Consider the following 26,561-nt stretch of genomic DNA (forward strand, 5'->3'; position numbering starts at 1 on the left):
GCCGGTGAGTGTGTCGGCCCGGATCAGCCGCCCGGCGCGGGCTGCGGTGCCGGCGACGGCTGGGGTGCCGGCGCACCTGCGGCGCCGGGCAGCGACTGCGACGGATCGATCTGACCGCTGGGGCTCCCCGGCGGACCGTCGACCTCGGACACCAGCCACTTGCCGTCTTCCTTGCTGAGGTCCAAGCGGAAGACCATCAGGCTGGTACCGCCGCTGGGCAACTTGACGCTGCGGCCGGTCACCTCCGCCATCACCACGGTCTTGGCGGTGTCGGCATCGACGGTCTCGACGGCGACCACACTGATCGTCGAGGACACCTCGATGTTGAGGGACTCCACATTGGCCTCGGTGTCGGCCCGTTCCTGCTCGAGGCGGTTGCGCAACTCCCCCGTCGACAGCGGACCCAGCAGTTCCTTCGAGTTGCCCGCGTTGTCGGCGTTGAGCGTCGTCACGAGCTTCGTGACGAAGTCGGCCGAAGCCGCCTTGGAATCGGCGAAGGCGTCGGCCTCCTGCTGGAGGTCGTAGGCGCGCCAGCCGAAGAACGCCACCAGCGCGATGAGAGCAACCGCGACGATGGCGGCGAGAACCTTCTTGATCCCGCCGCCGGTGACCGTGAACGAGATCTCGCGGCGATCCGAACCCGCCTTCGATGATGCTGCCGGCGACGGGTCACCCGCGGCACCGGAGGCGTCGGCACCGTCGGTCTTGGACGTGCTCGCCGCCGTGCCGGTTCCGCTCCGTCGAGCCGACTTCCCCCGCGGCGTCGCCGCGGTCCCGGCGTCATTCGTGTCCTCCGCGCTCGTCGCCCCATCGATGTGATCGGCTGCGACAGCCCCGCTCTCGGGCGACGTGCTGTCGGCCTTCTCGTCCGTCGGATTCACGTCGGTATCAGTACGATCTGGGTCATTCCGGTCAGTCATCTACAGGTCACACAACTTGTCTGTCGTCGTCGAGTGGCCGTCAGTCGTCGAGCGGCCCATCACTTGTCGAGCGGAACGGTACGGGCGTTCGGGTCGTAACCCGGCGGCGGTCCCGCGGTGTCGTCGCCCGGTGGCCGCGGCGCATTGGCCGAGCCACGGATCTGCTGACGCGGATCCTCGGTCACACAGTACAGATTGGTCGGGATGGTCAGCTCGAGGATCTGCGTCGGCCGCCGCGGCGTCACCGGGTAGTTGCAGCTCGGACGCGGGTACACCGACCCGAAGGCCCACCACGCACCGTCGTGGAACATGGTGAGGCTCTTGACACTGGCATCGCGGATCGCGGGGAACAGCGTCGCAAGCGCCGGTGCACGCAACGCACCCTGCTCGGCGATGTCGACGAATTGCTTCGTCACATCGGTGATCGGATCCGTCAACTGGTTGATCGACCCGGCCAGGCTCGTGAACTGTGAGGGACCCCGGTCGAGGAGCTCGCGGAGTTCCCTGTCGGAGGCAGCCGCCGAGTTGACCAGCGAACTCAACCCCGCCACCGTCGTGCCGAGGTCGGGCTGGATCTGCGCCGTCGTCTTGAAGATGGTCCCCGCGTTCTGGATGAACTTGGTGGTCTCCGGCAGCGCGGTGTACAGCTTCGCGAAGATCGTGCCACCGGAGTCGAAGATGACGGACAGGTCGTTCATGCCGTCCTCGTCGTAGAGGGCGATCTTCAGATTGTCCACGGCGGAACGGAGTTTCGCCGGATCGATCTGGTTGATCAGTTCCAGCGAGGACTCGAGCAACTGCGAGAACGGCACGGTGACCTCGGTCTGGTCGGCCCGGATGACGTCCCCGTCCTCCAGGTAGGGGCCATCGGAGGTGTCCGGCTGGAAGTCGACGTACTGCTCGCCCGCAGCCGACAGACCCAGTGCCGCAACAGTGGTGTCGCGGTTGATCTTGTACCGGTCCTCGACCGTGACGACGACCTCCACCGAATCCGGTTGCACCCGAACGGTGTCGACGTCGCCGATGCGCGCGCCGCGCAGCGTGACCCCAGACGTCTCCTGCAGACCGCCGGAGATCGGGAACTGGATGGTGAGCTTGTACTTGTCGGCGAACGGTTGCCACCGCAGGATGCCCAGGGCGAGATAGCTGAGTCCGACGACCATGACCAGTACCAGGGCGATGTTGCCCACGAGTACCGAATTCCGGCGTAGGACACCGAATATGCCGCTCATCCGCAACACCCCCTCGTCCCCGTGATCCGCGCCAGCAGACGGGTCAGTGTCTGCTGCAACGCCGCCGAACCCTCGTCCACGTCCTGGATCTCGGGCAGTCTGCTCGCCGAGTCGAAGCCGACACCCGGGCTGAGCCAGTAGACCTTCGACGACACCGCCGCCGCGCTACCCGGTGTGGACTTGACCCACTTCGGTGTGAGCTCGTGCAGGTTGTCGGCCAGCGATCCGAGTGGGCCGGCAGCCTGCCGGAGGCCGGCCAGCACCGTCGACAGATGGCCCAGCATCTCGACCAGGTTGTCTTGATCGCTGTCGAGGAAGTCGTTGGTGGCCGTTGTGACCTGCTGGGTCTTGTCCAGCGTGGTCAGGATCGTGGCGATCTGCCCGTTCAGCGACTCGAGCGCCGGACCCAGTTTGTTGATCGACGCCATGATCTGCGCACGCCCGTCGGCGAGCTGTCCGCTGAGCACCCGCGTGGCGGCCAGCGACCGATCGACCGCCGCCGAACTCTGGTTCAGCTTCCGGATACCGGTGGTCAGGCCCCGGATCGCGCCGTTGAGATCCGACGGGTTCGTCGCGACCGCGCTGCTCAGCTCGGTGAGGATGATCGTCAACGAGTTCAGCGAACCGCTGTCCACGACCCCGCTCATGCTGATCAGCAGATCCTCGACCGTCGCCGCGGCCGACGTCGGACCGGTGAGCGTGTCCCCGTCCACCATCAGACCGTCGCGCGCCTCGATCGGCGGCAGCAGGGCGACGAAGACGTCGCCCAGCGGTGTGGCCTGGCGGAGTTCGGCGCCGGTCCCGACCGGGAGCTTGGTCTTCTTGCTGACCTGCATGGTCACCACGGCGGTGTAGTCCTTGGCGACGAGGTCGGTGACCTGTCCGACATCGGTTCCGTTCAGCTTCACCTTCGCCTTCGCCGGCAGGTTGAGCGCGTTGGCGAAGTTCGCGGTGATCGTGATCGAGTCACCGATGCCGCCCGGTGCGGGCAGCGGGATCTGCTCCACCGTGAGACTCGGGAGGAGTCCGCAACCGGTGAGCCCCATGAGCGCCGCGAGCAGCACCGCCATGACCCCGCCTCGGCGGACCCGGCCGGGGGATCGCACAGGGCACCCGGGACCGTCCGAACGGTTCAGCGAATCCATTGTCGCCGTTCTCATTTCGTCAGCTCCAGCATCGCCGAGTAGATACCGAGGTCGGGACCGAAGTCCTTGAGCTTGCCCGTTCGGCAACCGTCCTTCTGCAGGTTGATCGCCTCACAGAACTCGGCGAGGAGTTCGTTGTCGAGGAGCGTCTTGTCGAGCAGCACCTGCGTTCGCCACGCTCCCTGTTCGGCCGAGATCGAGTTGCTCAGGTTCTGGAAGAGCAGCGGGCCGACGTCGACCGTCTCGACGACCTGCCGCGAGTAGTCCCCGAGATTGGCGGTCAGCGCGGCGAGCCGGTCGAACGACACCGACATGGTGTTGGTGTTGTTCTGCAGGAACACGGTGGTGTTCTGCAGCGTCTGATTCAGGTTGGCCAGGGTGGCGAGCAGACCGGGCGCCTGGTCTCCCAGCAGCTGCGACACCTGGTTGACCGACTCGGAGAACGCCGTCATCTTCGGATAGTTCTGCACCAGGGTGGTGGTCAGACCCTCGATGGTCTCGAGGATGTCGACGAGGGCATCGCTGTTGCCCGCCACCACATCGGACGCCCCGCCGAGTTCGTCGAGCGCCGCCCGGATCTCCTCGCCGTTGCCGGTGGCGATGCCGGAGGTGATGTCGATCATCTCCGCGAGCGGGCCGGGTCCTTCTCCCTCACCCTTGAGTGCCACCACCAGACCGTCGATGGCGTCGAACAGTTCGCCGACCGACACCGGGGCCTTCGTCTCCTTCAGGACCGACCCGTCCTCGAGCTTCGGCCCGCCGTCGTAGGCGGGTGACAGCTCGACGTGGCGGGTGGTGACGATCGAGGTGTTGACGATCGCCGCCGTGGCGTCGGCCGGGACGGGGACGTCGCTGTCGATCGTCATGGTCACCTTGACGCGCTCGCCCTGCGGTTCCACCGCGGTGACCTGACCGACCGGCATGCCGAGGACCGCGACGTCGTTGCTCACGTAGAGCCCGGCGACGTTGTCGAAGTAGGCGGTCACCTCGATGGCCTGGCCGATCGCCGCCTTCCAGCTCCCCGGGATCATCGAACAGCCGGAGAGCCCGAGGATGCCGAGCAGCGCGACCCCGACCAGCAGGATCGGGCGGCGGAGTCCGTGGGCGTGCATCGTCGTACCTGCCGTCGTGTCCGGGCTCATCGTTTCCGCGCTCAGCATCCGTCCACCACCCGGGCCAGGCACAGCCAGTTGTCGGGGAAGATGCCCCACGGCAGATAGCCGTTCGCGTAGGGCCCGTCGCCGATGACGTTGTTGGTCAGGCGCGCGGTGACCGGGAGGATCTCCAGCAACTTGCGGAGGTTGTTGCGGTTTTTCTCCAGGCCCTGGGTGATCGTGTTCAGGTTCGCCATGATGGGCGCGAACTGGTTGGCGTTCTCGCCGGCCACCGCGGTCGCCTGCTCGGTGAGTTCGGCGATGCCGTCGAGCATCCGGGTGACCAGCTCTTCACGCGCGACGATCTTCTGGGTCAGGTCGCGTCCCTGACCCACGATCACGGCGAGCTGGGCCTGATTGTCGTTGACGATGTTGGTGATCGTCTTGGTGTCGGCGATCAATTGGTTGATCTGGTCCTTGCGATTGGTGATGACCTTCGACATCTGGGTGAGCGCCTCGAAGGTCGGCTCGGTGATCGCCGGCACGCCGGCGAGTTGCCGGTTGAGGGTGCGGATGCTCTCGGAGAGCGTCCGGTCGTCGATCCCGGTCAGGATCGGCGCGCCCGCCTCGATGGTGCGCTGGAGATCGTAGGGCACGGCGGTCTTCGCGATGTGTCCGTCGGGTGCATCCTCCGGCGAATCCCCCAGCGACACATCGATGTAGCGCTGACCCAGCAACGTCGACATCTTGATCTCGGCAGAACCGTTGGACGTCACCCGGACGTCGCTGTCGACCTTCATGGTGATGGCCACGTGCTGTCCGGCGAGTTCGGTGTCGGTGACCTCACCGACGTCGATACCGGCGACGCGGACCTTGTCCCCCGGCCGGATACCGCCGGCCTGGGCGAAGTCGCCGGTGAGGGTCTTCTTGCCCAGATGCGCGGTCGCGAGAGCGGTCACGCCGAGCAACAGGGCGACGATGACCACGGCGCCGATCACGCCGAACCACACGCGCCGGTTGTCACGGAAACTCCTGCGGAACCAGCTCATCGGCACACCACCGAGTGATTCGTGCCGCCGATCTTGTTGAAGATCCCGGGCGGTAGCAGGACGTCGCCGATCGCGACGTCGAGATCACATGCATAGATGTTCAAGTAAGCGCCCTCACCGAGCACGAGCGGGAAATGACCGAGGAAGATCGGCGCGTCGACCGCCATCCGATCGAGTTTGGCGCCATTGCTGATCAGCGTGTTGGTCGCGATCCGGCCGTCCGTGGCGGCCTCGGCCAGACTCTGTCGGCTCTCACTCAGCACGTCGGCGAATCCGCTTGCGGTGCGCCCGATGTCGGTCACCGCACTGCCGAACGCCGCCGAGTTCGAGTTGAGGTTGGCGATCAGCGCCGACATCGACTCGATGACGGTGCCCAGCTGGCCGCCCTGGCGCGACAGGTCGCGCATGACCGCGCTCAGGTTGTTGATGATCGCGCCGAGCACGACGTCCCGGTTGGCCGTGTCCTCCGCGAGGCGGCCGACCTCGGCGACCGTGTAGCTCAAGGACACCGAATTGCCCTGGAACGCCTGGATCAAGCCCTCGGACAGGGCGTTGACCTGTTCCGGGGTGAGGGTCTCGAAGACCGGCTGGAACCCGGCGAGCAATGTGGTGACGTCGAAGGAGTCCTCGGAGGGGAGCTCGAGCGTCGACCCCGGATCGAGGGGCCGACTCTCCCGGTCCGGGACCAGCGTCAGGTTCAGATATCGCTGCCCGATGAGGTTCTGGTAGCGGATCGCCCCCCGCGTGTTGGTGTAGACCTGCTGGTTGTCCTGCACCTCGAAGGTGACCCGGGCACGGCCGTCGGCGAGTTCGATCTGGTCCACACGACCGACGCGGACACCGGCCATGCGGACGTCGTCGCCCGTGGCGAGACCCGAGGCATCACCGAAGTAGGTCGTGTAGCTGTTGGTGGTCCCCGGCACCGAGCGCTCCAACGTCGAGAAGATCACGTAGGTGACCAGCAACGCGGCGATCCCGAAGATGGTGAAACCGATCAGCGGTTTGCGGATCGATTCCGAAGCCGCGCTCATCGTCCTCCTCCTTGACCTTCGCCGCCCCGGCCCGCCTCGGCGGCGTTGCGCACCTCGAGCGTCTGGACCAGCGGTCCCAGCATGATCGTGTCCGCTGCCGACGGGGTACGGCGCAGGACGGTGCCGAGCGTCTTGTTGTCGGCATCGGTGGTGACGTTGCCGACCGGCTTGTTCCGGCGCATCCCGTCGGAGGGATAGATCGCCAGCGGACCAGACATCGTCGGTCCCGTGCCGGTGCCGGGCCCCACGCAGCCCGGGCCGCGCAGGGTGCCGTACGGACCGCCGTCGTACACCGGGCAGTTCTGCCGGGTGTAGCGCTGGAAGGCGCCGAAGCTGACACCGATGTTGAGCTGCACATGGCCGTTGGTGCCGGTGAACACCGTCAGCACCCGGGCGGCCAGGTTGTTCAGCGCGATCACGCCCTGCGGCAACGAGTTCGGCTCGAGGACGAGCGCTCCAAGCATCCGGTTCAGATCGGTCACCAGACGCTGACCGCTGTTGCCATTGCGCGCGAACAGCAACTGGGTCTGGTCGAGCAGGCCCTGACTCGCCGTCAGCACCGCGGTCAGGTCACGCTGCTTCTCCGCGATGGTGATCGCCGGGATCACGCTGCGGCCCAAGGTGTCGAGCAGTTGCGGCGCCGATTGCGCGAGGCCGGTGAGCGCGGCGTCGAAGTTGTCGAAGCCCGGGGGCGCGCCCGGCGGGAACTGGGCGTTGATCGAGTCGAAGTAGTTCCGCAGCACGGGGACGAACGACCCGAACACCGAGCCGCCGCCCTTGAACGCGTCGGCGATGACGCCGAGCACCTGCGCCAGTTCCTCCGGCGGCACCGCGTCGAGGATCTGCTTCAGCTCGTTCTGGGCGTCCTGCAGCTTGATCGTCTCGAGCGAGTCGTCGGCCGGGATCACGTCGCCGGCGGACAGCCGGTCGGCTCCCAACTCGGCGGGCGGCACCAGCTCGACGGAGTTGACGCCGAAAAGGTTCGACGGAACCGTGCGCGCGGTCACCGAGGCGGGAATGCCCTCGGCCTGCGCCGGCTCGATGTCGATGGCGACGTTCTTGATCAACCGGGACGCGTCGGCCTGTGCGGAGTCCTCGACGCTGATCGACTTGACCGTGCCGACGATCAGCCCGTTGTAGCGGACGTCGGCACCGGTGGACAGCCCGTCGCCGACATCGACGAGGTCGGCGGTCACGGCCACCGTCTTGCTGAACGTGCCCTGATACCGCATGAACAGCAGCACGAAGATCACCAGCAGGACGAGCAGGAAGGCGACTCCGCGCAGCACGTATTGCAGCAGCGAGGGATTGCGCCCGTCGGTCGCGATGTTCACGGTCTCCCCCTCATCCCGAGATCTTGATCCCGGGCGACGTGCCCCAGAACACGAGTGTCATGACCAGGTTCGCGAACACGATGACGATGATCGCGAGTCGGATGGCATGTCCGGCAGCAACTCCCACTCCTTCGGGACCACCTGAGGCGAAGTAGCCGTAGTAGCACTGGATGAACGTCGTCAGTAGGACGAAGACGATCACCTTGAAGAACGAGAACAACATGTCCCACGAGACGAGGAACTGGTTGAAGTAGTAGAGATAGGTGCCCTCGCCCTGACCGCTCTGCAGCATGAACATGAATTGGCAGGCGAGGTAGTTGGCGGCCAGCGACACCGAGTAGAGCGGGATGATCGCCAGGACGGCCGCACACATCCGCGTGGTGACGAGATACGGCAGCGGCCGGATCGCGATCGCCTCGAGGGCGTCGATCTCCTCGGCGATGCGCATCGAGCCCAACTGTGCGGTGAACCGGCAACCCGACTGGGCGGTGAACGCGGTCGCGGCGAGCAGCGGTGCGATCTCGCGGGTCGTCGCGAAGGCGGACAGCCCGCCGGTCACCGGGGACATGCCGAGCAGATTGAGGGCGGTGTAGCCCTCGATACCCACGGTCGCGCCGCCCATGATGCCGAGGATCACCATGACACCCACGGTGCCGCCACCGACGACGATGGCGCCGTTGCCCCAGGCCACGTCGGCGAGGAGGCGCCACACCTCTTTGCTGTAGTGACGAAACGCCAGCGGCACCGCGGCGATCGAGCGGACCAGGAAGGTGATCAGATGGCCCATCGCGGCGAGCGCATCGCGCGGACCGCGGTACACCGCCTTGGCGGCCTCGAGCGGCCGCAGGGCCGGAGGTACATACCGAGACGCGGTCATCTCACACCACCCTCGACGGGAACAGGATCGCGAACAGCTGCGTGAGGATCACGTTCACCGTGAACAGCAGCAGGACCGAGTTGACGACAGCGGCGTTCACCGAGTTGGCCACACCCGCGGACCCGCCCTTCGTCGAGAGGCCGCGATCGCAGGCGACGATGGCCACGATCGCGCCGAATATGACGGCTTTGGCCAACGCGAACATGAGGTCGGCGGTGGTGGCGAAGGACGCGAAGGTGCCGGTGTAGCTACCCGGTGTGCCGCCCTGGAAGTAGACGTTGAAGACGTAGCCGGTGATGAACCCGACGAAGCAGACGAACCCGCAGAGCAGGAAGCTGACGACCATCGTCGCGAGGAGTCGCGGGGAGATGAGGCGCTCGATCGGGTTGACGCCCATGACGCGCATCGCGTCGATCTCGTCGCGGATCGTGCGCGAGCCCAGGTCGGCGGCGATGGCCGAGCCGACCGCGCCCGCCAGGAGCAGCGACGTCACCAGCGGGGCGCCCTGCCGGATCACACCGAGACCCGTTGCCGCGCCGGAGAACGACGTGGCACCGACCTGACCGGCGATGTTGGACACCTGGATCGACACGATGACGCCGATCGGGATCGCGACCAGGAGCGTCGGGAAGACCGAGGTACTGGCCATGAAGGCGCACTGCCGGACGAACTCGCCGAACGGGAACCGCCGCTTGAATAGGTCGACGAACAGGGTCCGGAACACCTCGACGAACATGCCGAGCTGGCGTCCGAAGGTGTCGAACGACGCCACGATGTGGCCGTTGTACCACGACCGAACCGCCCCCGGTCTCTTGCGACCCACCTCCTCGTCGTCCGAGGTGACTGCGTTAGTGCTCAATCCCTGCCCTTGCGTCTCGGCTTACCCGTTCACCGGCCGTCAGGTCGCGATCGCGCGCGTCGTGGCCGACGCGCGTCCTCGTTTCCGCAGAACCCCTCCGCGTGCCCCCCGTGGGCATGAGCGCCGCGGGTAACATACCCCATTCTCCTCTTCCGAATGTGTCCGGCCTCACACTAGCGCCCGACTGCACCTGTCCGAGGTCCGACATACCTTGCATGATGTGACGAATCCCCCGACCGCTGCCGCTGTTGCCCAGAGCACAATAACTTGGTCGGACGACCAGCGGGAACAAAACCTACCACTTCGTTCCAATGTGGAGCCCTTCCGACCACCGCGATCACTGGGCGAACTCCGGGTCTGGGCACCGAACGCGCAGGTCGTAGAGCTGGTGATCGGGTCGTCCGCGCAGGACCCGGCCGCGGACCGGATCACCATGACGGCAGGCGCGGGCGGGTGGTGGCAGGTGGACACCACACCGGGAACCGAACCCGTCGGAGAACTGCGCTACGGATTCTCGATCGACGGCGGACCGGTGCGTCCTGATCCGCGGGCCGTGCGCCTGCCGGACGGGGTGCACGAACTGTCGGCATTGTTCACCGTCGACGACGCCGGATGGACCGACGCCGACTGGACCGGTCGCGACATCCGGGGAGCGGTGGTCTATGAGCTCCATCTCGGCACCTTCACCCCGGAGGGCACGCTCGACTCCGCCATCGGCCGGCTCGACCATCTCGTCGACCTGGGGGTCGACTTCGTCGAGCTGATGCCGGTCAACGCGTTCAACGGGGTTCACAACTGGGGCTACGACGGCGTCGGCTGGTACGCGGTGCAGGAGACCTACGGCGGACCGGCAGCGCTGGCCCGGTTCGTCGACGCCTGTCACGCCCGGGGACTCGGTGTCGTCCTCGACGTCGTCTACAACCATCTGGGTCCGTCCGGCAACTACCTACCCGACTTCGGGCCCTACCTCTCCGCGGGCGTCACATCCTGGGGATCGTCGGTCAACCTGTCCGATCCGGACTCCGACGAGGTCCGTGCGTTCATCGCCGGTACGGCCCTGCGGTGGTTCACCGAGTTCCATGTCGACGCCCTGCGCCTCGACGCGGTGCACGCGCTGGCCGACCACCGCGCCGTGCACATCCTGGAAGAACTCGCCGCCGCGACCGACGATCTCGCCGTCGAACTCGGACGGCCGCTGTCGCTGATCGCCGAGAGCGACCTCAACGATCCCCGCATGATCTCCCCGCGCAGCGTCAACGGACTCGGACTCGCCGCGCAGTGGGACGACGACATCCACCACGCGATCCACACGCTGGTGTCGGGCGAACGGCAGGGTTACTACCGCGACTTCGGAAGCTACGGCTGCCTGAAGAAGGTTCTCACCGGCGGGTTCTTCCACGACGGCACCTATTCGTCGTTCCGGAAACGCCGTCACGGACGGCCGATCCCGACCGACCGGCTGCCCGCGTCGGCCCTCCTCGCCTATACCTGCAACCACGATCAGATCGGCAATCGGGCGATCGGCGACCGCCCGAGCGCCTACCTCGACGGCGGACAGCTGGCGATCAGGGCGGCGCTGGTCCTGCTGTCTCCGTTCACCCCGATGCTGTTCATGGGTGAGGAGTGGGCGGCCGCGACACCGTTCCAGTTCTTCACCTCCCACCCGGAGCCCGAACTGGGCCGGGCCACCGCGGAGGGGCGCAAATCGGAATTCGCCGAACACGGCTGGGACAGTGACGACGTGCCCGATCCGCAGGACCCGGCGACGTTCGAACGGTCGAAGCTGGACTGGACCGAACTCGACGATCCCGCGCACGCGCGTGTGCTCGACTTCTATCGAACCCTCATCGCCTTGCGGAAAGCCGAAGCCGCGCTGTCCGATCCGGCCTTCTCGTCGGTGTCCGTCGACTTCGACGAGGCGGCCGGATGGTTCGCGATGCATCGCGGTGACTGGTCGGTGGTGTGTGTTCCCGGCGCCGCACCGGTGACCGTCCCGATCTCGCTCGACGTCGAATTGGCCTGGCAGTCACCGAGTTCCGAGGACTCCGGACTCGCTTCACCGGGACACAACGTGATCGTCGGCCGCCGCCGGAACGTCTCATAGCCCGAAGCCGGGTGTACCGCGGCTCCGGGCTATGGAATCGAGGTGCTCAGACGGCGTCGCCGCCGTCGATGCTGCCGAAGTCGCCGACCTCGACGTTGCCCTCGTCGTCGACCGCGGTGTCGAAGGTGCCGTCGCAATCGGTGTCGGCGACCGCGATGTCGGTGTAGCCGTCGGCGTCGGTGTCGGCCTCGATGACGTCGATCTCGCCGTCGGCATTGGTGTCGTAGGCGATCGAGTCGGCCTGGCCGTCGCCGTCGGTGTCGAGGATGGCGTCGGTGGTGCCGTCACCGTCGACGTCGGTGAGTGCGGCGTCGGTGGCTCCGTCGCCATCGGTGTCGATGAGAACGGCGTCGGCGGGGATCTCGGTGCTCATGGGGTTGTCCTTCCAAGTGACGAGGCGCTGTGGTGGTGCAGTGCCTCTGGGCGGTTCATGTACTTGGAGGCGGCACCGGACGCGAATGTTCCCGTGGTCTGGTGAGTCATCCGAATGGTCGACGCCGGAGTTTCGCGGCCCCGATTCTCAGGTCAGGTAGGCGTACGCCGGACTACCCGGCTCGAGCCGCTCGCAGTGGAGTCGGGAGTGGGCCATCCGGTCCATCAGGTCGCCGAGCCCGTCGCGGTGTCCCAGCTCGACGCCGACGAGGGCGGCGCCGGTCTCCCGGTTGTTGCGTTTCACGTACTCGAACAGCGTGATGTCGTCGTCGGGTCCGAGAACCTCGTCGAGGAATCGCCGCAGCGCACCCGGCTCCTGTGGGAAGTCGACCAGGAAATAGTGCTTGAGTCCCCGGTGCACCAGCGAGCGCTCGATGATCTCGCCGTACCGGGACACGTCGTTGTTGCCGCCGGAGACCAGGCACACCACCGTGGAGTCCGCGGGCAGCTGCAGTTTGTCGAGGATCGCGACGGCGAGCGCCCCCGCGGGTTCGGCGATGATGCCCTCGTTCTGGTAGAGCTCGAGCATCGCCGAGCAGATGGCGCCTTCATCGACGTGGGTGATATGCGCAGTTCCCGGCACGGGCGCTTGACGCTCGTCGGGTACCACGCGTGCGGCGGGGGCGTCGGTGATGCTCGCCAGCACCGGGTGATCGGTCACGGTCGCGCCCATCTCCGACAACACCCGGTGCCCGATGGTCCCGATGCGCTTCACCGCTGCCCCGTCGACGAACGGGTCGATCTCGGCGAGGGTCACCGGTCCCCCGTTGACGAGGGCGGCGCTCAGCGACACCGCGCCGGTCGGTTCGACACCGACGATCGTAACGTCCTCGGACAGGCCGCGGAAATAGGTGGCCATCCCGGCCAGGCATCCCCCGCCGCCGACCGGTGCGACCACGACGTCGGGAACACGACCGAGCTGTTCGACGATCTCGTGCGCGATGGTCCCCTGACCGGCCGCGGTCCGCGGGTCGTCGAATGCATGAATCCACGCGGACCCGGTACGCATCACGTCGTCCTGAGCAGCGGCCGCGGCGGCGTCGTAGGTGTCGCCGACGGCCCTGAGCTCGACGAAGTCACCACCGTGCCAACGGATTCGATCTCGTTTCTGCTTGGGCGTGGTGGTCGGGACATAGATGCGTCCGGGCACCTGCATGCTCCGGCATGCGAACGCGACCCCCTGGGCGTGATTGCCGGCGCTGGCCGCGACGACGCCACGCGACAGCTCCTCGGCCGACAGCTGCGCCATCACGTTGTAGGCACCGCGCAGTTTGTAGGAACGGACGGCCTGGAGGTCCTCGCGCTTCAGGAAGATCTCGGCCCCGGTGTCGGCGGACAGCCGCGGGCAGATCTCGAGCGGGGTACGCGCCACCGCGTCGGCGATACGGATCGATGCGGCTTCGATCGCGTCTACCGACAACGCCTGTTGATGGACCGGGACGTGGTGCGTACTCACGACAGCCATGTTCTCACTGTCTGCCGGTGATCCGATGTCGCGGGTTCCGACGCCCGTCCGCGACCGCGTCGTGGGTGGTGGCCTCGCGGCGCCGGATGAATCGCATCGCGGCACATTCGCGCACCCGATGGCGTAACACTGGACGGGTGCGTTTGACAGCGAGCCGGACGGGAATCTTCCCGACAACCGTCTCGCCCAGCCATCGCCGACGGCGACCAGCCTCACCGACCAGGGAGCAGCCATGACAGCTCGTCGAACCTTCCCACCCCGCACCCGACGCCTGTCGCGACTGGCCGCGCTCGGCGCGGCCGCCGCTCTGGCGGTCGGACTCGGAGCCGCCGTGGACCCCGCCCCGGCCGCGGCCGCCCCCGTGTGTGCGGGTGCCGGGCAGCCGGCGCGACTCGTCGGGTCGGTGTCCGGCGCAGCGCTCGAGGGCCTGACCGTCGACGCCGCCGGACGCCTCTACACCACCGACCTGATCACCGGTCGTGTGTATCGCCTCGCCGGACCGGGCGCACCAGCCGTTCCGATCGCACGCGTGCCGGGCGGGAGCGGAGCGGGCGCGCTGGCGTGGACCCCCGGCGGCACCCTGCTGGTCGGATACGGCGCCGACCCGCGTGTCTTCGTGGGCGACGCGCTGCGACACGCATCCATCGCCCGTCTCGACGTCAACACCCGCGCACTGCGGCCCTGGGTGACGGGACTCTCGGCGGCCAACGGGATGGATGTGTCGGCGCGCGGAAATGTGTACGCCACCAACGACTTCGGCAATCTCATCGGTCGGGTGAGCCCCACCGGCGCCGTGCAGGCGGCTTGGGGAGCGCTGCCGAGCGCGAACGGAGCAGTTCTCGGACGCGGCGACGGGTGGCTGTACGTGTCGAGGACCTTCGTGAACCCGGGCGTCAGCCGGATCTCCACCGCGAATCCGCGCGTCGTGCAGAACCTGCTCAACGTGGGTGCGCCGTCGACGCCGGACGGACTGACCCTCGATTCACGAGACCGACCTGTGGTGCCGTTCAACGCGACGGGTGAGATCGTGCGTGTGACGGCGCCCGGAAGCTACTGCGTGCTCGCGACGGGCCTACCGACCTCGAGCGTCGTGTCCTACGGACGAGGCGACCGCGGGTTCTCGGCCGGACGTCTCTTCCGCGCCGGATTCGACGGACGGATCTACGAGATCCCCGGCGGGTTCGATGCCGGCGCGACGGCCGCCGTCCCCGGCAGGTAGCGCTCGCCCCACCACACCGCGAGCAGCGTCAGTCCGCTCGCCCAGGCGGTGACCGCGAGTGAGCCGAGAAGAACGAGGCTGACCAGTGCCACCACGACCGCGGCGGCGACGGCGTGCGCCTTGTGGACCGGCCACTGCGCACCCAGGACATCGACGGTGCGGGGCTGCCGCGATGCCGGACGACCGGGGTCGACGTCGATCAGAGTCGCCATGTCGGATCACTCCCTCACTGGCCGGGTGCGCTGGACGTGACGTCGAGTGTAGCGGAAGGCGAAGGAAAATGTTCGGGTACCCGAATCCTGCGTCACGGCCGGGTGAAGTCGGTCGAGCAGGCGTCCCTCACTTCAGCCGCGTCAGCTCAGACAGCTGGGCCCCAGGAGGGCTTTGAGGTCGCCCATCAGCGCCGAACTCGGGGCCACGCGCAACGACTCGGTCAGTTTCAGCTGGGTCTGCCGCTTGTCGCTGACGAGCGTCACGTGCACGTCGGCCATGCCGGGATGCCGGGTCAGCACCTGCTTGAGCGCCGCCACGCGGTCGGGGGTGCAGAGTCGCGCCGACAGCGTCAGGGCCACCGGTTTGGTCGCCCCCGCGGTTTCCAGATCCGGCACCGCGAGATCGTTCGCGCTGATCATCATGCTGTCGTCGCGCAGGTTGACGCGCGCCTTGATCAGGACGATGTTGTCGGCGACGATGTCCATCCCGTACGCGACATAGGCCCGCGGGAAGAAATACACCTCGACTCCACCGACCATGTCCTCGAGGGTCACCGCGGCCCACGGCTCGCCCTTCTTGTTCACCCGCCGGGTCACCGAGGAGATGATGCCGCCGATGGTGATCTGGGCGCCGTCGGCGACGTTGCCCTCGAGGAGCGTCGAGATCGAGGTGTCGGTGTGCGCGGCGATCGCGTGCTCGACGCCGCTGAGCGGATGGCCGGACACGTAGAGCCCCAGCATCTCCCGCTCGATGGCGAGCTTGTGCTTGGTGTCCCATTCCTCTTCGGGCACCTTGACCGCGAACACCTCGGCCATCGAGTCGTCGGCACCGCCGGCGTCGCCGAAGAGGTCGAACTGTCCGATCGCCTCGGCCTTCTTGGTTCCGATGACCGATTCGACGGCCTCCCCGTGTACGAGGAACAGACCCTTGCGCGGGTGTCCGAGTGAGTCGAAGGCGCCGGCCTTGATCAGCGACTCGGTCACCTTCTTGCTGCAGGCGGTGACGTCGATCTTGCCGAGGTAGTCGGAGAAGTTGGTGAATTTCCCCTTCTCCTCGCGCGCCGAGATGATCGAACCGACGACGCCGGAGCCGACGTTGCGGATCGCGGCGAGACCGAATCGGATGTCCTTGCCGACCGCGGCGAAGTTCCGCTGGGACTCGTTGACATCGGGCGGCAGCACGGTGATCCCGAGCTTGCGACAGTCGGCCAGGTAGATCGCGGCCTTGTCCTTGTCGTCGCCGACCGAGGTCAGGAGGCCGGCCATGTACTCGGCGGGATAGTTCGCCTTGAGGTACGCGGTCCAGAAGGACACCAGCCCGTAGCCGGCGGCGTGCGACTTGTTGAACGCGTAGCCGGCGAACGGCAGGACGGTGTCCCACAGCGCGGTGATCGCGGCCTGGGAGAAACCGTTGTTGCGCATGCCCTCCGCGAAGCCGTCGTAGGCCTCGTCGAGGATCTCCTTCTTCTTCTTGCCCATCGCGCGACGCAGCAGGTCGGCCTGTCCGAGCGAGTACCCGGCGACCTTCTGCGCGATCTGCATGATCTGCTCTTGGTAGACGATGAGGCCGTAGGTCTCCGACAGGATCTCCTTGAGCGGCTCCTCCAGCTCGGGATGGATCGGCCTGATCTCCTGCAGACCGTTCTTGCGCTTGGCGTAGTCGGTGTGGGCGTTCACACCCATCGGCCCGGGACGGTACAGCGCGAGCACGGCGACGATGTCCTCGAACCCGGTGGGCTGCATCATCTTCAGGAGTTCGCGCATGGCGGCGCCGTCGAGCTGGAACACCCCGAGGGTGTCGCCACGGGCGAGTAGTTCGTAGGTCTTCTCGTCTTCGAGCGGCAGCGAGTCGAGGTCGAGATCGATTCCCCGGTTGAGTTTGATGTTCTCCAGGGCGTCACCGATGACGGTGAGGTTGCGCAGACCCAGGAAGTCCATCTTCAGCAGGCCGATCGCCTCACACGACGGGTAGTCCCAGCCGGTGATGATGGCGCCGTCCTGCGCGCGCTTCCACACCGGGATCGCGTCGGTCAGCGGCTCCGAGGACATGATCACCGCACACGCGTGCACACCGGCGTTGCGGATCAGACCCTCCAGTCCGATCGCGGTGTCGTAGATCTTCTTGACGTCCGGATCGGTCTCGATGAGCGTGCGGACCTCGGCGGCCTCGTTGTAGCGCTCGTGTTCGGGGTTGGTGATACCCCAGACCGGGATGTCCTTGGCCATGATCGGCGGCGGCAGCGCCTTGGTGATGCGGTCGGCGATCGCGAATCCCGGCTGACCGAACTGGACGCGCGCCGAATCCTTGATCGCGGCCTTCGTCTTGATGGTGCCGAACGTGATGACCTGGGCCACCTTGTCGCTGCCCCACCGGTCGGTCGCGTACCGCACCATCTCGCCTCGACGACGGTCGTCGAAGTCGATGTCGATGTCGGGCATCGACACCCGCTCGGGGTTGAGGAACCGCTCGAAGAGCAGGCCGTGCGGGATCGGGTCGATGTTCGTGATGCCCAGCGCCCAGGCCACGAGCGAACCGGCCGCCGAGCCACGGCCCGGGCCGACCCGGATGCCGACCTCGAGAGCGTGGCGGATGAGGTCGCCGACGACGAGGAAGTAGGCCGGGAACCCCATCTGGATGATGACGTCGAGTTCGTAGTTGGCGCGCTGCAGGTATTCCTCGGGCACCTCGGTGCCGGCGAAACGGCGCTCCGCGAGTCCCTTCGCGACCTCCTTGCGCAGGAACGTCTGCTGCGTCTCGCCGTCGGGGACCGGGAAGACCGGCATCCGGTCGCGGTGGGTGAAGACCTCTTTGTAGGACTCGACGCGCTCGCCGATCTCCAGGGTGTTGTCACACGCCCCGGGGACGATCGAGTCCCACTGCTCGCGCATCTCGGCCGCGGACTTCAGGTAGTAACCGTCGCCGTCGAACTTGAACCGGGTCGGATCGGAGAGGGTCTTGCCGGTCTGCACGCACAGCAGCGCCTCGTGCGCCGCGGCGTGCTCCTTGGTCACGTAGTGGCAGTCGTTCGTGACGATCGGCTTGATGCCCAGCTTGCGACCGATCTCGAGCAGACCGTCGCGCACACGCCGCTCGATCTCGAGCCCGTGCTCCATGAGTTCGAGGTAGAAGTTGTCCTTGCCGAAGATCTCCTGCCACTTCGCCGCGGCCTCGAGCGCCTCGCGGTCGTGGCCGAGCCGGAGCCGGGTCTGCACCTCACCGGACGGGCATCCCGTCGTCGCGATGATCCCCTCGGCGTGCTCGGCGATCAGGTCCACGTCCATCCGCGACCACTTGCCGAGCTGCCCCTCGATCGACGCGAGGGACGACAGCTTGAACAGGTTGCGCAGCCCGGTCGCGTTCTCGGCGACCATCGTCATATGGGTGTAGGCACCCGAGCCGGAGACGTCGTCGCTCTTCTGATCGCGGGTGCCCCACTGGATTCGTTTGGTGTCGAATCGTGAGCCGGGGGCGATGTAGGCCTCGATGCCGATGATCGGCTTGATGTCGTTCTTGACCGCAGTGTTGTAGAACTCGCTGGCGCCGAACATGTTTCCGTGGTCGGTCATGCCGATCGCGGTCATTCCCAGACGTTTGGCCTCGGCGAACAACGGGGACACCTTCGCCGCACCGTCGAGCATGGAGTACTCGGTGTGGTTGTGCAGGTGTACAAACGAGTCCGTCACGGCGCCTCTTCTGTCGAGATCAGTCGGTAGATGTCGGGTCAGTCGTCAGATGTCGGTTCGGTCGGCGGTCATCGGCACCCGGGAGAGTGCGCCCGAAGGCGGTCGGGCGGGTCCGAGTCCGGGTCCACTCTAGGCGCGTGCACCGACACCGCCGGGCTCCCACTCCGCGTCGTGACGGATGGGACAGCTGTGGTAGCGGAGCCGGTTCGCTCACCGCGCTCACAGGGCCATGAACACGAGGACGATCGCGACCAGCAACACCGCGGCGACGATCGCCAGCACGATGGGCAACCGGTTCGACGACGACGGCGTCGATGAAGTCGGACCCGCCGGCCCGGCCCAGCCCCGGGGACCTTGACCGGGCAGCCCGCCGGGTCCCGCGGCATCCAGGCCGCGCGGCGGGGTGCCGGCCGGTGTCGGGCCGACGCCGCCCAGGCGGCTCCGGTCGGGCCGCAGGTGGTCGTTGCTCTGCCGGAACGGATTCGACGGCGGATGCTGCCACACCGCCGGATCGGCACCGGTCGTCGGCCTCGATCTCGGGCCGCGCCCGGGCACCCGCGAGCCCGGCGCGGGGCCGGAGGGCGGCGTGGCGGCACCCGGTGGGGCGTTCGGCGGACCGCCGCGCGCCGGGGCCGCGCGCTGCGTCGCTTCATGTGCCGGGTCAACGTTCGCCGCGGGACGGCCGGGCCCGGGTCGGCGGGGCTCGGCCGGCCCCGGCCGTGATCGACGTTCCGCGGGTGGTCGGTCGGGGGTCGCGGCGCGACCGGCGGGCGGCGGTGTCGGCCGGTCGGACCGTCCGGGCATGTCCGGCGCGCGCGGACCCGGGACGGCGCCGCCGGCCATCCGACCGGGGAGGCCGCGAACCGTCTCCGCGTCGAGGTCGGCGGCCGACCTCGGCCGCACGTTCCGCAGACCCGTCGCCAGCGCGTCGGCGAACTCCCGGCAGCTGGCGAAGCGCTCGTCCGGGGACTTCGCCATCGCACGCGCGATGACCGCGTCGGCGTCGGGCGAGAGTCCGGGCACGAGCTCGGAAACCCGCGGTACGGGTTCTTTCAGATGTGCTCCGATGACGGCGCCGTTGTCGCGGTCGTCGAAGGGCACGCGCCCGGTGAGCAGGTGGAAAGTGGTGGCCGCCAGCGAATACTGGTCGGTCCGGCCATCGAGTCGACGACCCGTCAGCTGCTCCGGGGACGCGTACGACAGCGTGGCGAGGACCGTGCCGACCGAGGTGAGCGCCTCGGTCTCGTCGGACAGTTTGGCGACCCCGAAGTCGGTCAGCAGGACCCGCTGCTCGTCGAACGACGAATCATCGTCGACCTCGGCGAGCAGGATGTTGGCGGGTTTCACATCGCGGTGCAGCAGTCCGCGCCGGTTGGCGTGGTCGATCCCCCGCGCCACCTCCGACACGATGTGCACCACGCGACGCGGGGCGAGGCGGCCGCGTCCGGCGAGTTCGCGCGCACAGTCGGTTCCCGGGACGTACTGCATGGCGATCCAGAGCAGATCGGCCTCCGCCGACTTGTCCGGCCTCGACGCCACCGGCACACTCGCACGTCCGCGGTTGAACACGGTGACGATGTTCGGGTGGTCGAGCGTGGCCGCGACCTCCGCCTCACGCAGGAACCGCCGGCGAAAGTTGCTGTCCGTGAGCCCGGCCGAGGCCTTCAGCACCTTCAGGGCGTCGTACCGGGGCAGCTCCGGATGCCGGGCGAGGAAGACCGCACCCATGCCGCCGCTGCCGAGTACCCGTTCGACGCGGTACCCGGCGACGAGGGTTCCCGGCTCGAGCACTCCCCCAATCTAGCGGTGTGTCTCGGAAATAGTCGATCGAACGGCCTGGTCGCGCGAGGCATCAGGTTGCGCGCAGGACCTCGAGCGCGTGCTGCAGGTCCTCGGGGTATGACGAGGTGAACTCCACCTGTCGGCCGTCGGCCGGATGGGCGAACCCGAGCGACCGCGCGTGCAGCCATTGGCGTTCCAGACCCAGCTTCTTGGCCAGCACCGGATCGGCGCCGTACGTGGGATCACCGCAGCACGGATGGTGAAGGGCCGAGAAGTGAACCCGGATCTGGTGCGTGCGACCGGTTTCGAGGTGAACGTCCAGCAGCGACGCCGACGCGAACATCTCCAGGGTGTCGTAGTGGGTGACACTCGGTTTGCCGTTCGCGGTCACCGCGAACTTCCAGTCGTTGCCCCGGTGGCGGCCGATCGGCGCATCGATGGTCCCCGACGGCGGATCGAGGTGCCCCTGGACGAGCGCGTGGTAACCCTTGTGTACGGTGCGCTGTTTGAACGCCCGTTTGAGCAACGTGTACGCCCGTTCGGACACCGCGACCACCATGACCCCCGACGTGCCGACATCGAGACGGTGGACGATCCCTTGACGTTCGTGCGCTCCCGAGGTCGAGATCCGGAAACCCGCAGCCGCTAGGGCCCCGATGACCGTCGGGCCGCTCCAGCCCAGCGAGGGATGCGCGGCGACACCCACCGGCTTGTCGACGACGACGATGTCGGAGTCGTGGTAGATGACCTCGAGGTCCTCGACCGGGGTCGGCTCGACGCGCAGCGGTTCGTCCGGTTCGGGCAGCGTGACGTGCAGCATCGTGCCCGCGGCGAGTTTGTGCGACTTCCCCACCGCCACGCCGTCGACGACGACGTCGCCCTCCTCGGCCAGGGTGGCGACGACGGTGCGCGACAGCCCGAGCATCCGGGAGACACCGGCGTCCACGCGCATCCCGTCGAGGCCGTCGGGCACCGGCAGGAACCGCGATTCACGCATGCGCGCCGCCCTCGGTGCCGGCGGGATCGCGCTGCTCGCGACGGGCCGCCCAGCCTGTGCGGGTGCCGTCGTAGTCGAAACCGAGCGCGGAGAGGACGACCAGGAGGATCGCACCGCACACCACCGCGGAGTCGGCGACGTTGAACACCGGCCACCAGCCCACCGACACGAAGTCGACGACATGGCCCTGAAGTGGTTGCGGGGCACGGAAGATGCGGTCCGTCAAATTGCCGATGGCGCCACCGAGCACGAGGGCCAGACCCGCCACCCACCACCAGGAGCGCAGCCGGCTGCTGTAGCGGATGATCACGAGCACGACCACCAGGGCGATGATCGACAGCACCCAGGTGTATCCGGTGGCCATGGAGAAGGCCGCGCCGCTGTTGCGGACCAGACGCAGCGTGACGAAGTCGCCGATGATCTCCACCGGGCGCATCGGGTCGATCGCGGCGACCGCGATCGATTTCGTCAGCTGGTCGAGTCCCAGGACCACGAGCGCGACGCCGAGCACCACGATCGTCGCCGTCGGCACCCGACGGCCGGGACGTGCGGCGGCGTCGGTGTCGTCGGGTCCGCGGTCGGCCCCGGGTTCGACACGGTCGTGCGGGTCCACGTGCTCTCGATCCGTCAGGGGTTGGTCATCCACAGCATCATTGTCCACGACACGTCGAATACGCTGGCTACCCGTGTCCCCGCATCCCCGTCGCCTCCGGTCCGTCGTCTCGTCCATCGGGGCGGTGACCGCGCTGTCCGTACTGGTCGCGGGATGCGCATCGGGTCCCGACGAGACGCCCGGCGCTCCGGCGGCGAGCACATCGGCGGGCTGCAGCACCGACTCGCCGTCCCGCGCCGCCGGTGCGGCGCCGGTCCCGATCGCACCGGCGACGGTGACGATCGTCGACGCGGGAACCGGGGAGCGCCGCGTGCCGACGACTGCGCCGGACGTCGCCACCGCCCAGTCGGTGACCCTGGTGACGACCTCGGAGGTGGCGTCACCGGGCACCTCGGACGCCCAGACCGTCGAGATGCCACTGACCGCGCGGTTCGGGTGCGCCGATCCCACCGACCTCGAACTCGACGTGGGCACGGTCACATCCGCCGACACGACCCTGAACGACGAACTGTCGGCGATGGCCGGCGCAAAAGCCGGTCTCACGCTCGGTCCGGGCCTGGCGCCGGTGTCCCTGCGGATCGCGCCGCCGGAGCCGGCCGGCGGCGAGGCGCGACTGGCGGTCGAGCAGACGCTGGTGTCGGCGTTCAACGCGGCGGTCGTGCTCCCGACCGAACCGATCGCGGTGGGTGCGACGTGGCGGAGCGAGCGGGTGATCGCGGCCGCGGCGACCGTCACCCAGACCATCGAGGCACGGCTCACCGGCTGGGACGACACCCGGCTGACCATCGAGTACACCGCCGACGAGACCCCGGTGAACTCGGTGTTCGCGATCCCCGGCGGCAGTGACAGCCTCACCATCAGCCGCTACAGCTACACCGGTCAGGGGTCGGTGACCGTCGACCTGACCCGCGGGCTGCCCATCGCCGGCGAGGCCACCTATCGGGGCGCCCGCGAGTTGGTCGGTGCGGACCCGAACCGGCCGCTGGTACAGCGGACCGGACTGTCCGTCACCTGGCGCTGAACGCCGACGGCCCCGGGTCACCGACTACGGTCGGCGACGCGGGGCCGCGGATCATGCTGTGCGGCGAGTGGTCAGCTCGCCGGAGCGCACATGGCGCTCTCGACCTGGTAGAGGCCGAGGAGGTTGCACACGGTCTCGTTCGAGAGCTTCCAGCGCCCGTCGTCGAAGACGATGGTCGACTCGGCGTTGGTCGGCGGGTTGCCCGCGGTCTCGATCCGGACCTTGACGCGGGCCTTGTTGGGTCCGGCGCTGATCACGGGGTTGACGAGGACCCAGTCGACGTCGGAGTTCTCGGCACGTGCCTTGACCAGCTCGTCGAAGATCGCCGGGTCCTTCTCCGAACCCTCGACCAGTTCGACCTTCTCGGCCCGCGGGATGTCGGGGTCGACGGCCTGATCGACCATCTCGTTGAGCGCGGCGATCGACGGCGGGTTGCTGCCGTCGGTGATCTCGGAGCCGTCGCCGCTCGCGGCTGCGGTGTCGGTGCTGGTGAGCGTCGGTGCGGGCGGCGCGTCTGCGTCGTCACTCCCGCAAGCCGCGACGGTGGTCATCAACGCGGCCGCGATCATGGTCGCGCCCAGGAATTTCCGATACTTCAACGATCTCCCTCACTGTGTTCTCGGGCATGGGGTGCGCCGGCGGGCGCTCTCGTACCGCGATGCCGGACGTGTCTGCCGGGTTCGACCCGACCAGACGTGTCTGCCGGGGTGTACCCCCAGCCGGACGTGTGTGCCGGGTCCCCCGGCGACGGCCCACACCACTATGCCAAACGGCGGGCACCAGGGGTCCCCGGTGCCCGGCGACACGCGACGACGATCCGCCCGGCCGGCGGCGCCGAGCAGGCAACGCTTGACGGGCCGACAGGGTTCCGGTGACCCTTGGGCACCATGACAGGCACCCCGCCCGCGGCCACCGGAGTCACCGTGCTGATCAGCACCGGAGGCACGATCGCCGCCCAGACCACCGACGACGGCGCGGTCCCGGCGCTCGGCTCGGCCGCTCTCCTCTCCGCCGCCGGGACGATCACCACCGGGACCGGGGACATCGGGACCGGGGACGAGAGGGCCGGGGACGACGGGACGTCGCGCACTCCGTCGGCCATCCGCACCGTCGACCTCATGTCGGTGGACAGTTCGGCGATGACCGTCGCCGAACAGTTCGCGGTGGTCCGCGCGATCGCCGACGCGCTTGCCGACCCCGCCGTCCGCGGTGTGGTGATCACACACGGAACCGACACGATGGAGGAGACGGCCTACCTCGCCGACCTGTACGCCGCCGACGAGCGGCCGGTCGTGTTCACCGGGGCGATGCTGCCGTCTGATTCTCCGCGCGCCGACGGGCCGTCGAATCTCGCCGCCGCATTGGCCGCGATCGACGACCCGGCCACTCGGGGTCGAGGAGTCCTCGTGGCCATGGGTGGCCGGCTTCTGCCGGCACGCGGGTTGTTCAAGGTCTCCACCACCGACCCGGCGGCCTTCGACACCGTGCAGGGCACCGGTCGGGCCGACGACCCGCCGGTGCCGCGACGAGTGCTCGCCGGACCGGTACCGGTGGGCCGGCCAGCACGCGTCGATGCCTTCACCCTCTACCCGGGCGTGTCACCGGGACTCATCGCCGCGTCCGTCGCGCAGAATGCCGCCGGCGTGGTCCTCGCGGCCACCGGCTCCGGGAACACCCACCCGGACATCACCGCCGAGGTGGCACTCGCCGTCCAGCGCGGGGCGACCGTCGTCGTCACCAGCCGTGTCCCGTACGGCGAGGTGACCGCGACCTACGGCGGGGGCGGCGGCGCGGTCGATCTGCGGCGGGCCGGAGCGATCGTGTCACCCTGGCTGCGCGCACCGCAGGCGCGTATGGCGCTCATCGCACTGCTGACCTCAGGCCACGATCCCGGATCGATCACGGATTTCTTTGTCGCACAACAGGACTGAGTGCTGCCACCGGCACCCGCCGGGCGGCGGTCACGGCCGGTCGATACCGTGCCCGATCGGTCAACCGTCGCCGGGAAGATCCCATTCGAGGCTGTCGAGCGGATCCGCCGGACGGAGGTTCGGATCGTCGACCGGAAACGTGCGCGTGCGCCCCGGCCCGCTCGTGCGGGTCTCGAATCGCACGGTCACGACCCCGTGTCCACTCCCCTGAACCCAGCCGTGCCCGTGGTCGGGGTGGGTCACGTCGGCGCCGGGGCCGAAGCGGCCGACCGGCATCGAACTCCCTCCCGGCGCGAACCGCGGGGGTTCGGGCGCCGAGTCAGCTATCTGGACGGCCGACGCCTCGGCCCCGGCCGGGTCCGGTGACGTCGCCACCTCGGCGCGACCCCCTTCCTCCGCACCGTGGCCTGCGGCGGTGTCGTGGTGGGTGGTCTCGACATCGGCCGGTCCCTCGCTGCCCAGCTCGTCGAAGAGGGCGTACTGCTGCACCGCGGTCAACCCCGAGAAGCTGACGCCGACAAGGCGAATCGCCCCGATGGAACGCGGATCGAGCGCGAGCCGCTGCGCCGTCCGCTCGAGGTCGTCGAAGTCGGTGGTGGCCGCCGCGGTCGTCGCCGAGCGCGTCAGGATCGACATGTCGGATCTCTTCAGTTTCAGTACGACGGTGCGCGCTCCCCGGCCGTCGGTGAGCAGTCGGCGGTGAGCGCCGGCGGCGGCCTTGCGGATGGCGGGACGCAGCGCGTCGAGTTCGACGATGTCCTCGGCGAAGGTGGACTCGGCGCTGATCTGCTTCGAGGAGGCACGTTCGGCGACCGGCCGGTCGTCGATGCCGTGGGCAAGGCGATGCAGCGCGGGACCGACGGTGGCGCCCAGCACGGAGGCCACCTCGACCGGCGACATCGCCGCGAGGTCACCGATGGTCGCGATCCCCAGCCGCGCCAGCCGATCGCCGGACACGGGCCCGATGCCCCACAGCTTGCGGACCGGGAGCGAATGCAGGAACTCCAGCTGGCCGGACGGTGGGATCACCATCACCCCATCGGGTTTGGCCATCCCCGAGGCGATCTTCGCGAGTTGTTTGCCGCTTCCGAGCCCGACCGACGCGGCGAGTCCGACCTCGCTCCGGATCCGGGATCGGAGCTCCTCGGCGAACTCGCCGGCCGCGTCGACGGTCGCCCCCGCGAGTTCTTCCGGCTCGCCGAACGCCTCGTCGAACGACAGCGTCTCGATGACCGGAACCGCTTCGCGCACAATGGCGAAGACACGTTTGCTGACCGTGCTGTACACCGATCCGCGCGGCGGGATGACCACGCCGGTCGGCCCGATGAGCCGACGCGCCTGGTGCATCGGCATCGCCGAGCCGGCCCCGAACACGCGTGCCTCGTAGCTGGCGCCGGCGACCACCCCGCGCCCACCGGACCCGCCCACCAGTACCGGGCGGCCGCGCAGCGTCGGGCGGGTGAGCTGTTCGACGGAGGCGAAGAACGCGTCCATGTCGAGGTGCATCACCCAGCGCGGGCTGCGTTCGGACCCCCGCCCCGACACCGCACCGACCGGGCG

22 protein-coding genes are annotated in these 26,561 nt (G+C 68.3%); 4 read left to right on the plus strand and 18 right to left on the minus strand.

The window, feature by feature from the left end; all coding sequences use genetic code 11:
• Nucleotides 1-23 precede the first annotated feature (23 nt).
• The 9 genes from LEL84_RS05625 to LEL84_RS05665 are packed head-to-tail and all read right to left on the minus strand — an operon-like array spanning nucleotide 24 to nucleotide 9,541.
• Entirely contained in the window at nucleotides 24-920 is an 897-nt protein-coding gene (locus tag LEL84_RS05625; protein ID WP_226513529.1) for a hypothetical protein, read from the minus strand.
• A gap of 59 nt (nucleotides 921-979) precedes the next feature.
• Nucleotides 980-2,152 (minus strand): MlaD family protein, encoded by a 1,173-nt coding sequence (locus tag LEL84_RS05630; RefSeq protein WP_065632323.1) that lies wholly within the window; start codon nucleotides 2,150-2,152, stop codon nucleotides 980-982.
• A complete protein-coding gene (locus tag LEL84_RS05635; protein ID WP_413466943.1) occupies nucleotides 2,149-3,312 on the minus strand; it encodes an MlaD family protein in 1,164 nt (387 codons plus the stop codon). Before LEL84_RS05635 ends, LEL84_RS05630 begins: the two co-directional genes overlap by 4 nt.
• Complete coding sequence (locus tag LEL84_RS05640; RefSeq protein WP_226514253.1) at nucleotides 3,309-4,409, minus strand: MCE family protein; 1,101 nt, start codon at nucleotides 4,407-4,409, stop codon at nucleotides 3,309-3,311. Before LEL84_RS05640 ends, LEL84_RS05635 begins: the two co-directional genes overlap by 4 nt.
• Nucleotides 4,410-4,450: 41 nt before the next feature.
• The gene (locus tag LEL84_RS05645) at nucleotides 4,451-5,440 is read right to left on the minus strand and encodes an MCE family protein (protein ID WP_055476590.1); all 990 of its coding nucleotides are present in this window, start codon (nucleotides 5,438-5,440) and stop codon (nucleotides 4,451-4,453) included.
• The gene (locus LEL84_RS05650; protein WP_065632321.1) at nucleotides 5,437-6,471 is read right to left on the minus strand and encodes an MCE family protein; all 1,035 of its coding nucleotides are present in this window, start codon (nucleotides 6,469-6,471) and stop codon (nucleotides 5,437-5,439) included. Before LEL84_RS05650 ends, LEL84_RS05645 begins: the two co-directional genes overlap by 4 nt.
• Nucleotides 6,468-7,805 carry an MlaD family protein gene (locus LEL84_RS05655; RefSeq protein WP_226513531.1) on the minus strand — a complete coding sequence of 446 codons (1,338 nt, stop codon included), beginning with the start codon at nucleotides 7,803-7,805 and terminating at the stop codon, nucleotides 6,468-6,470. The genes LEL84_RS05650 and LEL84_RS05655 overlap by 4 nt, the downstream gene beginning before the upstream one ends.
• 10 nt (nucleotides 7,806-7,815) lie before the next feature.
• Nucleotides 7,816-8,682 carry an MlaE family ABC transporter permease gene (locus tag LEL84_RS05660; protein WP_055476553.1) on the minus strand — a complete coding sequence of 289 codons (867 nt, stop codon included), beginning with the start codon at nucleotides 8,680-8,682 and terminating at the stop codon, nucleotides 7,816-7,818.
• 1 nt (nucleotide 8,683) lies between these two features.
• On the minus strand, nucleotides 8,684-9,541 hold the full coding sequence (locus LEL84_RS05665) for an MlaE family ABC transporter permease (protein WP_226513532.1): 858 nt from the start codon (nucleotides 9,539-9,541) through the stop codon (nucleotides 8,684-8,686).
• 340 nt (nucleotides 9,542-9,881) lie between these two features.
• Here LEL84_RS05665 and treZ point away from each other — a divergent pair, with 340 nt between their 5' ends.
• On the plus strand, nucleotides 9,882-11,645 hold the full coding sequence (gene treZ, locus LEL84_RS05670) for a malto-oligosyltrehalose trehalohydrolase (protein ID WP_413466969.1): 1,764 nt from the start codon (nucleotides 9,882-9,884) through the stop codon (nucleotides 11,643-11,645).
• 46 nt (nucleotides 11,646-11,691) lie between these two features.
• On the opposite strand, the gene LEL84_RS05675 is transcribed toward treZ, so the two are convergent.
• Together LEL84_RS05675 and ilvA are read right to left on the minus strand one after the other, a co-directional pair.
• Nucleotides 11,692-12,018, minus strand: coding sequence for a hypothetical protein (locus tag LEL84_RS05675; protein ID WP_159371032.1), 327 nt, complete (start codon nucleotides 12,016-12,018; stop codon nucleotides 11,692-11,694).
• A gap of 147 nt (nucleotides 12,019-12,165) precedes the next feature.
• Nucleotides 12,166-13,542 carry a threonine ammonia-lyase IlvA gene (gene ilvA, locus LEL84_RS05680; protein ID WP_159371033.1) on the minus strand — a complete coding sequence of 459 codons (1,377 nt, stop codon included), beginning with the start codon at nucleotides 13,540-13,542 and terminating at the stop codon, nucleotides 12,166-12,168.
• A gap of 232 nt (nucleotides 13,543-13,774) precedes the next feature.
• Between ilvA and LEL84_RS05685 the strand changes: the two genes are divergently transcribed.
• On the plus strand, nucleotides 13,775-14,761 hold the full coding sequence (locus tag LEL84_RS05685) for an SMP-30/gluconolactonase/LRE family protein (RefSeq protein ID WP_159371034.1): 987 nt from the start codon (nucleotides 13,775-13,777) through the stop codon (nucleotides 14,759-14,761).
• Here the strand turns inward: LEL84_RS05685 and LEL84_RS05690 are convergent.
• The 5 genes from LEL84_RS05690 to lspA all read right to left on the minus strand — a co-directional run bounded on the left by LEL84_RS05690 (nucleotide 14,704) and on the right by lspA (nucleotide 22,082).
• Nucleotides 14,704-14,973, minus strand: a complete 270-nt coding sequence (locus LEL84_RS05690) for a hypothetical protein (RefSeq protein ID WP_055476140.1) — start codon at nucleotides 14,971-14,973, stop codon at nucleotides 14,704-14,706. The genes LEL84_RS05685 and LEL84_RS05690 overlap by 58 nt on opposite strands.
• A 141-nt stretch (nucleotides 14,974-15,114) precedes the next feature.
• Complete coding sequence (gene dnaE / locus LEL84_RS05695) at nucleotides 15,115-18,657, minus strand: DNA polymerase III subunit alpha (RefSeq protein ID WP_055476139.1); 3,543 nt, start codon at nucleotides 18,655-18,657, stop codon at nucleotides 15,115-15,117.
• Between the two features lie 219 nt (nucleotides 18,658-18,876).
• Entirely contained in the window at nucleotides 18,877-20,448 is a 1,572-nt protein-coding gene (locus LEL84_RS05700; protein WP_055476138.1) for a serine/threonine-protein kinase, read from the minus strand.
• Between the two features lie 61 nt (nucleotides 20,449-20,509).
• Entirely contained in the window at nucleotides 20,510-21,436 is a 927-nt protein-coding gene (locus LEL84_RS05705; protein ID WP_226513534.1) for an RluA family pseudouridine synthase, read from the minus strand.
• Entirely contained in the window at nucleotides 21,429-22,082 is a 654-nt protein-coding gene (gene lspA / locus LEL84_RS05710) for a signal peptidase II (RefSeq protein ID WP_189340059.1), read from the minus strand. The genes LEL84_RS05705 and lspA overlap by 8 nt, the downstream gene beginning before the upstream one ends.
• A gap of 40 nt (nucleotides 22,083-22,122) precedes the next feature.
• On the opposite strand from lspA, the gene LEL84_RS05715 reads away from it, so the two are divergent.
• On the plus strand, nucleotides 22,123-23,070 hold the full coding sequence (locus tag LEL84_RS05715; RefSeq protein WP_226513535.1) for a hypothetical protein: 948 nt from the start codon (nucleotides 22,123-22,125) through the stop codon (nucleotides 23,068-23,070).
• Nucleotides 23,071-23,141: 71 nt separating this feature from the next.
• On the opposite strand, the gene LEL84_RS05720 is transcribed toward LEL84_RS05715, so the two are convergent.
• A complete protein-coding gene (locus LEL84_RS05720; RefSeq protein WP_175401191.1) occupies nucleotides 23,142-23,621 on the minus strand; it encodes a hypothetical protein in 480 nt (159 codons plus the stop codon).
• A gap of 336 nt (nucleotides 23,622-23,957) precedes the next feature.
• Here LEL84_RS05720 and LEL84_RS05725 point away from each other — a divergent pair, with 336 nt between their 5' ends.
• Nucleotides 23,958-25,001, plus strand: a complete 1,044-nt coding sequence (locus LEL84_RS05725; RefSeq protein WP_226513536.1) for an asparaginase — start codon at nucleotides 23,958-23,960, stop codon at nucleotides 24,999-25,001.
• 60 nt (nucleotides 25,002-25,061) lie between these two features.
• Here the strand turns inward: LEL84_RS05725 and LEL84_RS05730 are convergent, their stop codons facing one another.
• A complete protein-coding gene (locus LEL84_RS05730; protein WP_226514254.1) occupies nucleotides 25,062-26,507 on the minus strand; it encodes a DNA polymerase IV in 1,446 nt (481 codons plus the stop codon).
• Nucleotides 26,508-26,561 lie beyond the last annotated feature (54 nt).

The sequence above is a fragment of the Gordonia sp. WA4-43 genome (assembly GCF_020520305.1).
Taxonomy (GTDB): Bacteria; Actinomycetota; Actinomycetes; order Mycobacteriales; family Mycobacteriaceae; genus Gordonia; species Gordonia hongkongensis.